This window comes from Microcoleus sp. D2_18a_D3, from assembly GCF_036702455.1.
GTDB lineage: Bacteria > Cyanobacteriota > Cyanobacteriia > Cyanobacteriales > Microcoleaceae > Microcoleus.
Map to the genome: position 1 here is coordinate 1 of NZ_JAUBTK010000148.1, position 8,195 is coordinate 8,195.

Sequence of the window (8,195 nt, forward strand, 5' to 3'; positions counted from 1 at the left end):
GTTCATAAATTTTAACTATTTTCTCACGCAACTCGATCGAATAAGGTTTCATTTTTTTCGCTTATGTACTAAATACAATGTATCATATATACATGGAATATGCTGTAATTAACAAGAAATACTGGTTTAATAAACTAATTTTTGCGGATAAATTTAGATTGTGTAGCAGGAATAGCGAGAATAATGTAAACTTGTGTAACAAAAATAAACACTTGTGGCTGCCCACAGGTGAATATGTTAGAATCAATGCCAAACTCAGTTGAACAAAGTACAAGAAATCAAAGCTATGACATACGTTGCATGCAATTTGTGCGGTAGTAATGACTATACTGTGAGATTTGAGCCGGGAGTAGCCCAGGCAAATCAAATTGTCAATTGTAAAGCCTGTGGATTGATGTATGCTAACCCGAGAACCACAGAAGTAGACAGTGTATTAATAGAAACCTACGATCCAGAGTTTGTATTATCTGCTATAGTTAACCAAGATTCGCAGAGGCTGGAAAAAGAAGCACTGCAGGTAAAAGATTATGAAAAAACCCGAGCTTTTCTTCACAAACATTATCCAGAAAAAGGTAAGTTAATTGAAGTTGGGAGTGGCTTGGGGTATTTGTTAAACTTCTTTAAGCAAGATGGGTGGAATGTAGTTGGGCTTGAACCTAATGTGGGTATGTGCAGATATGCAGAATCGGAGTTTGGAATCGAAATCATCCCAACCATACTAGAAAAAGCTGAACTAGAAGATCGATCTGCCGACGCTGTATTGATGATGCACGTGATCGAACACGTATCCGATCCTTACAGTACGTTGAAAGAAGTTTATCGGATCTTGAAGCCGGGTGGGATATTCGTGATGGAAACCCCCCGCTACGATACATTGATGTTCAAATTATTGGGTAAAAGAGAAAGAAGTCTCAGTTGCGACGGACATATTTACTTTTTTACGACCACCACGCTAGAAAAACTTGCAACTAAGGCAGGATTTACCGTGCTTAAAACAGATTATGTGGGGCGATCGCTAACACTCGACAGGCTATTTTATAATTTGGGCGTTGTGAGCAAAAGTCAGGTCATTAAACAAATCCTTAAAGATGTGGCAGTTAAACTGCATTTAAATAAAATTTCGTTATATTTAAATACACGGGATATGGAACGTATATATGTGAAAAAACCCGATTCTGGCTCAGCATAACAAAACTTAAGCGCACAGAAAAGATGAGATCACCTCAAATGTTTGAGTGCGCTTGTACCCTGACAGTTATCACCCATTGCATTAATCCCCTTGCGCCAGACTCTACGAAGACAAATTTTAGCGAGGGAGGCTGTGGGTGACACCACTGGGGTTTCCGGGCTATACAACGAATCAATCCAGATGCGGAGTTTTGCGACTGCGCCGTCTTTTGATGAACTGCTGCATTAGCTTGATTACGAATAACTCAGCAAGTTGCGTGGGTGGGTTCGATCGCACATCCCCTCGCGATGTGTTGGGACTCGCCATCGGTTTCTCTGACGGCATCGTTGTGTCGATCGCACCTTCCTTCGTCAAACTCAACAATATAATAAATCTAGCCACCATAATATCGGATAATTGTAAAGCAATTCACCAAGCCAACAGCGTCACTAACCCCAGCCTAAAGGCATGGGGCTTGAAAGAGGAAGACTCACCACCTTCTTAATTTGAGACTAAAACAGTGTCTAGCCTGCGTCTTTGAGACAAACTGAATTATCTGGTGGTGGTACACCGAACGATGTTACTGGATGCCTCCCTAGTCTGTAACCTCAAGGGATATCAGTGGCGAAGGGATATACACACACGGGCTTACCGCCACTTGTTATGCGTACAGGTAGAAAGCACTCGATCCGTAACTGTCCGGGTTAAAGGCGAATACAAAACGTCGAACGTCGTTAGCTAAACAGACGGGAATCTCCACACTATACCGCTTCGGTTAGTGTGGGATGAAAGACGCGGTGAGGTGAGGATTCCACCCGCTAAGCAATCTCACAGGCGCAAGCATTGAGCAGTGAGCGGGTGGATGACGAGACAAACAAATTCTTCGAGGTGTCAATACTTGGTGGTAAATACTAGCAATTAAGGCTAGAAACCTCTCTTATTTTATGGATAAAACATTCACTCATGCACTTGACATCAAGTAACGTATTCGGGTACATTAACACTAATTGATGCGTAGCGACTGCAATCAAACATTTACTACTCAATGAGAACTTCTTACCAGTACCGATTACGTCCAACAAAGTTGCAAGCCACTGAGATTGACAGATGGCTGTCTCTGCTGTGCGCCCAGTACAACTATTTGTTGGCAGATCGATTTAATTGGTACGAACAAAATCGTTCTCCCATCAATGCGTGTCCGCTAGTTTGCCACTTACCCGAACTGCGGGAAAATCCCGACTATTACAGCCAGAAAAAGACGTTACCTCAACTCAAGAAAACTCATCCTTGGTATGCCGGAGTTGACTCTCAAGTTCTTCAAGATGTAGTTAAGCGAGTTAAGGTAACTTTTGATCGTTTCCTGAAAGGTGATAGCAACGGGAAACGCAGCGGTAGACCTAGATTCAAGCCGCGTAGTCGTTACCGCACGTTCACTTACCCTCAAGTTAAAGACGGCTGCTTGCAAAATAACTTAATTAACTTGCCGATGTTCGGAAAAGTCAAAGTTATTTTGCACCGTTCAATACCTGATGGATTTAAAATCAAAACCGTCTCTGTCACCAAAAAAGCTGATGGTTACTATGCAACTCTCAGCTTGGAAGACTCGACAGTCCCGGAAATTAAACCAGATTTTAATCCTCAAAAAATTGCTGGCATTGATATGGGGTTGAAGGATTTTTTGACAACATCAGAAGGGGAGACGGTGGCGATTCCTCAGCATTACCGCAAAGCTCAAAAACGCCTGCGGACTATTCAGAAGCGAGTCTCGCGCCGTAAAAAAGGTAGCAGCCGGAGACACAAAGCAGTTAAGCAACTGGGGAAGTGTCACAAGAAAGTAGCCGACAAACGTAAAGACTTTCATTTCAAAACTGCTAACAATCTCTTGAAAAAATATGAGGTTGTTGCAGTTGAAGACTTGAATGTCAAGGGACTTGCTCGTACAAGATTGGCTAAATCTGTGTTGGATGCTGGGTGGTCAAGCTTTCTGTCGATTATAATAAACAAAGCTGTAAATGCTGGTTTGTTGGTGATTCCAGTAAGTGCTTATAACTCTTCACAAGATTGCTCTAATTGCGGTGAAAAAGTACCTAAAAAGTTGCATGAAAGATGGCACGACTGCCCAAATTGTGGATGTAGTCTTGACCGTGATCACAATGCAGCTATCGTAATCAAAAATAGGGCGGTGGGTCATCCCGTCTTTAAAGCTCAGTTAATGTCCGAAGCAATAGCTGGAGTCGCCCAGAAGCCTACATTATAGCTGTACTCAGCTTAATGTAGGAGTATGTCACTATATCCAAGGCGGTAACAAGCATTCATCGGGGGAGAATTCCTCCCCCCCCATCCAATGTAAAGCCGTCCTAAAAGGACGGGGTTTCAAACCCATATTTCTGATGAGTATTGACAAATTAAACACAGACTACGGCATTGCCGGGAACCTCACCTTCGCCACCGGAAACGGTGGTTTCCCCATGATTCACATCGACAACGGTCAAGCCAAAGCCTTAATTTCTGTGTATTCCGGTCAAGTGCTCTCCTTTCAACCAGCCACCGAAGCCACAGACTTGATGTTCGTCAGCGAAAAAGCCTACTACGCCGAAGGGAAAGCAATCAAAGGCGGTATACCCATCTGTTGGCCCTGGTTTGGCCCTGATCCCGAAGCCTTGGGGCGTCCGAGTCATGGGTTTGTGCGGAATCGCCTCTGGAATGTGCTAGGAACCGCCACAACTCCAGACGGCGCCACCAAAGTCACTCTCGGACTCAAGGATACCGATGAAACTAGAGCAATTTGGCCCCAAGCCTTTGAACTGGCGATCGAGATTACGATCGGCACCAGCCTCACGGTAGAATTAATCACCCGCAATCTAGGCGACAAAGCATTTCCCCTCACCCAAGCTTTCCATACTTATTTCCAAGTCGGCGATATCAACCGCGTGCAGGTTTTAGGCTTAGAAAATAGCCAGTATCTTGATAAAGCGGATGGTGGTGTGGAAAAAACTCAAGTGGGTGCAGTGGTAGTAACAGGTGAAGTCGATCGCATTTATCTTGATGTCACCAATGAATTAGTCATTGACGATAGCGCCCTCAATCGTCGGATTCGCATTAAATCATCGGGTAGTAAATCCGTCGTAGTGTGGAATCCCTGGGTAACAATTTCTGCAAATATGGCCGACCTTGATGATGCAGATTATCAGCGTTTACTGTGCGTAGAAACGACCAATGCAGCTACAGATATTGTGGAAGTTCCCTCTCATGGTGAGTTCCGCTTGCAGGCAATTTACAGCGTTGAACCCCGCTAAGGAATCACAGCTTAATCTCAGCGGTGATTAGTCAGAAATTTCCCGTAAGCTGTTCCACATTTCAAGTGGATAGTTGGGGCGTTGCTCAAATCCCACCCACAAGACTGGGATTGTTTCTTTAAATACAACTTAAATGCCGATTAGCTGATTGAATTGAAAAACTCTGTCACCCTAATGACTAATAATTTCATGTCCGATCGAGTGACCGCGATTAAAAGGGCTGGTTTTTGAGATTGTCAATTATTGGCAGATATTTTTCGTGAACCCGCCCCTACCGTATTAGGGGTAATCGACCGGACATGATATAATACCAAATCCCAAAATTCTCCCCTGTTTATTTATTAGTCCGCGAAAGCCGTTCGGCTAGCGCTCAGTCGAACGGGCTGCAGAGGAAAGTTTGTATAATCGGTTTCAACCACCGACTCCGATCTTTTTACTTACCATCAATTATTATGCAAAACTTCAACTGGACAAAACTTCAAAATGGCTCAGACATTCGCGGTATCGCCCTCGAAGGCGTTCCCAATGAAAAAGTCAACCTCACCCCCGAAATTGCGACAATCTTAGGTAAATCATTTGTCAGTTGGCTGGTGCAAAAAGTCAATAAACCAGTGGCCGAATTAACGATCGCGATCGGGCGTGACAGTCGCCTATCAGGGCCAACCTTAATGCAAGCAGTCATGGAGGGAATCGCCTCAGTGGGTGCAACCGTGTACGACTTTGAAATGGCCTCAACCCCCGCCATGTTTATGAGTACCATTACCCCTGGTTTTGATTGCGACGGCGCGATTATGCTCACTGCTAGCCATTTGCCATTTAATCGAAACGGCTTAAAGTTTTTCACCGCCAAAGGTGGCTTACAAAAACCGGATATTACAGATATCTTAGCACTAGCCCAAAGCAATAGCTTCCAGCCAGCCGCATCGCCCGGTAACATTACAAAGCATGATTTCATCTCTGTTTATGCTAACCAATTTGTCAAAAATATCCGGGAATCCGTCAATCATCCAGATAATTTTGAGCAACCACTAACAGGATTAAAAATTGTTGTGGATGCGGGCAATGGTGCTGGCGGTTTTTATGTTGATAAAGTCTTAAAACCTTTAGGTGCAGACACCACGGGCAGTCAGTTTTTAGAACCCGATGGTACTTTCCCCAATCATGTGCCAAATCCCGAAGATAAACAGGCAATGCAGTCAATTTGTCAAGCGGTAATTGAACATCAAGCCGATTTTGGGATTATTTTTGATACCGATGTCGATCGCAGCGCGGCCGTCGATCAAGTTGGCAAGGAACTCAATCGCAATCGCTTAATTGCCTTGATTTCTGCCATTATATTAAAAGAACACCCAGGCTCTACCATTGTCACCGATTCTATCACCTCAGATGGCTTGACACAATTCATCGAACAGGATCTAAAAGGGATTCATCATCGCTTTAAACGCGGCTACAAAAATGTGATTGACGAGTCGATTCGCCTCAATGAAGCCGGACAGGAATCATGGCTGGCGATTGAAACCTCTGGACATGGAGCTTTGAAAGAAAATTACTTTTTGGATGATGGCGCTTATTTGGTCAGTAAATTATTGATTGAATTAGCTAAGTCAAAGCTAGCAAACCAATCTTTGCCAGATTTAATTGCGAATTTAAAAGAACCCGAAGAAAGTGCAGAATTTCGGATTAAACTTGGTGTAGATGATTTCAAGGCTCACGGCGAGAGCGTTATTGAGCAACTGCAACAATTTGTCTCAACGCAAGCAGACTGGAAAATAGTTCCCAATAACTACGAAGGCCTGCGAATTTCCTGCACCTCACCTAGCGAATCCGGCTGGTTTCTGTTACGCTTATCACTCCACGATCCGGTGATGCCTTTGAATGTTGAGTCTAATGTTAAGGGTGGTGTTGCTCACATAGTGGCTCGGCTTTTAACTTTTTTCCAAACCACAGAATCCCTTGATTTTTCGGCACTATCGATCTAAGTTTTACTCGTGTCAGACTATTACTAAACCAAACCCAAGGAGTAATTTAATTATGTGGCGTTTAACCATAAAATGTTCTGCTGCAAGCTGGGATACTCATTCCAAAGCTTTCAAAGCCATTGCTGCCAAATATCCTGCCACGCCTCTTTCTTCCAAAAAGATGAAAGGCGACGGTCAACGCATCATGGAATATCAGCTTGAGAATGTCAACGATGTAGAGGAATTTATGGAAGAATGCTTGACCTTAGATGGTTTCACCGCTGCCTTTGAATCTCTATAATTCTATGTGATAGATTATAGCCCTTCTCAATTTTGAGCTCAGACCATTTTAGATGTGAGATTGCAAAATTGGGAATTAATACTATTTATATCGTTTCCGGTTGCATCGGAATAATATATTTGGAGCGTGTCAGATCAAATCTGTTAGCATCGGACTTATTGATATCTATAATCTCGACATCTGCGTGAATTAGCGTCAATCCATTGTCGGGGGCGGCCCGAAAAATTCTCTTTCTTTAACCGCAGATGATAGCCGATAAACACAGATTCACGCAGATGAATTAGATATATTCCGGTTGCAACATCGGTGATTGTTGACTGTTGACGGGATTTTACTATTCCGATGCAACCGGAATTGATATTACTCAAAAATAGGCTATAATAACTAGAGAGTTTTAGGAAGATTATAGGAAAGTAAACGGTCAAGAAAGAATTGATTTAACAGCAGCAACACTTCGGACACTTTTTGATAGCCTGACAATAAGGGTTTCAGGGCGCTCCAATAGCTGCAAGCAACGCTTACGAAGCACACTATCAGCCAAAAGTGAAAATCAAGGGGGCTCTACCGAACCTAGTATGTAAAAAAGTTAATAATTTTTATAAAAATTAACTATAAAATATAAACATTAGGCGCTGGCAAAGCAGTTATATATTGACTTACAGGGCTTTTTGTAGTATAATAAAGTTAGATTTTAGAGAAATTAAGATAAAAATTATACCTATGGCTTCCAATCCTCAACTTCATCTAATGACGAAACTCCTTAATATTGAGGGAGTGACCGTCAAAAGTTATCAGATTATTGAAAATATAGGAATCACGATTTACTTAGATAATAACAACAAAAAAGCCATTTGTCCCGACTGTGGGAAGAAAACTGATAAACTCCATCAAAATCATTATTATGTAGTGAGGGATTTGCCGTTTGGAGAGCAAAAAGTATATTTACAAGTAAATCGCCGTCAGATGAGGTGTGAAGGTTGCCCAAAAAAATTTAGTGAAGACTTAGAATTTGTTAAAAAAACTAGAACCTATACAGAACAGAGAGGTTGAAAAAAAAGATTTTGTCAGAATTATTAGAAAGCGATATTAAAAATGTGGCTCAAAGGAATGGAGTCAGCGAACAAGAAATAGAAACCATGTTAAAAGAATGGGGAAAGGAATTGATCGGACAAAAACCATCAGGATTAAAAAGGCTAGGAATTGATGAAATTGCTCTCTTTAAAGGACAGAAAAATTATTGTGTAGTTTTAGTAGATATCGATAAAAAAATTATAGTAGGAATGGTCAAAAATCGAACTCAAGTGGAAATACAAAAATACCTAGAAGCCTGGGGAGAAGAGGTTTTAGACCAAATAGAAGCCTGCAGTATAGATATGTGGAAACCTTATAAAAATGGGTTCTTCCTTACTTGGTATGCCAAACTAACAATTAAAATGCCAAGTAAGTAAACATCTATTTTTGTAGTTTTCAAA

8 protein-coding genes are annotated in these 8,195 nt (G+C 42.1%); all 8 read left to right on the forward strand.

Going from position 1 to position 8,195, the window contains the following annotated elements; genetic code table 11:
* Positions 1–286: 286 nt before the first annotated feature.
* Positions 287–1,189, forward strand: coding sequence for a class I SAM-dependent methyltransferase (locus QUB06_RS33210; RefSeq protein ID WP_333438933.1), 903 nt, complete (start codon positions 287–289; stop codon positions 1,187–1,189).
* Between the two features lie 136 nt (positions 1,190–1,325).
* Positions 1,326–1,673: a hypothetical protein gene (locus QUB06_RS33215; RefSeq protein ID WP_333438935.1), complete on the forward strand. Its 348-nt coding sequence runs from the start codon at positions 1,326–1,328 to the stop codon at positions 1,671–1,673.
* A gap of 540 nt (positions 1,674–2,213) precedes the next feature.
* Positions 2,214–3,425 (forward strand): transposase, encoded by a 1,212-nt coding sequence (locus QUB06_RS33220; protein ID WP_333438937.1) that lies wholly within the window; start codon positions 2,214–2,216, stop codon positions 3,423–3,425.
* Between the two features lie 133 nt (positions 3,426–3,558).
* Positions 3,559–4,464, forward strand: coding sequence for a D-hexose-6-phosphate mutarotase (locus QUB06_RS33225; protein ID WP_333438938.1), 906 nt, complete (start codon positions 3,559–3,561; stop codon positions 4,462–4,464).
* A gap of 452 nt (positions 4,465–4,916) precedes the next feature.
* On the forward strand, positions 4,917–6,443 hold the full coding sequence (locus QUB06_RS33230) for a phosphomannomutase/phosphoglucomutase (RefSeq protein WP_333438940.1): 1,527 nt from the start codon (positions 4,917–4,919) through the stop codon (positions 6,441–6,443).
* Positions 6,444–6,495: 52 nt separating this feature from the next.
* Positions 6,496–6,723, forward strand: coding sequence for a hypothetical protein (locus QUB06_RS33235; protein WP_333284615.1), 228 nt, complete (start codon positions 6,496–6,498; stop codon positions 6,721–6,723).
* A gap of 720 nt (positions 6,724–7,443) precedes the next feature.
* A complete protein-coding gene (locus QUB06_RS33240) occupies positions 7,444–7,773 on the forward strand; it encodes a transposase family protein (protein ID WP_333438942.1) in 330 nt (109 codons plus the stop codon).
* Positions 7,774–7,784: 11 nt separating this feature from the next.
* A complete protein-coding gene (locus QUB06_RS33245; RefSeq protein WP_333438944.1) occupies positions 7,785–8,171 on the forward strand; it encodes a transposase in 387 nt (128 codons plus the stop codon).
* The last annotated feature ends 24 nt before the right edge of the window (positions 8,172–8,195 follow it).

Excerpts from the sequence above, each read along its gene's own strand:
- QUB06_RS33210 (WP_333438933.1), top strand. The coding sequence starts at position 287 with ATGACATACGTTGCATGCAATTTGTGCGGTAGTAATGACTATACTGTG.
- QUB06_RS33220 (WP_333438937.1), top strand. The coding sequence starts at position 2,214 with ATGAGAACTTCTTACCAGTACCGATTACGTCCAACAAAGTTGCAAGCC.
- QUB06_RS33225 (WP_333438938.1), top strand. The coding sequence starts at position 3,559 with ATGAGTATTGACAAATTAAACACAGACTACGGCATTGCCGGGAACCTC.
- QUB06_RS33230 (WP_333438940.1), top strand. The coding sequence starts at position 4,917 with ATGCAAAACTTCAACTGGACAAAACTTCAAAATGGCTCAGACATTCGC.
- QUB06_RS33235 (WP_333284615.1), top strand. The coding sequence starts at position 6,496 with ATGTGGCGTTTAACCATAAAATGTTCTGCTGCAAGCTGGGATACTCAT.
- QUB06_RS33240 (WP_333438942.1), top strand. The coding sequence starts at position 7,444 with ATGGCTTCCAATCCTCAACTTCATCTAATGACGAAACTCCTTAATATT.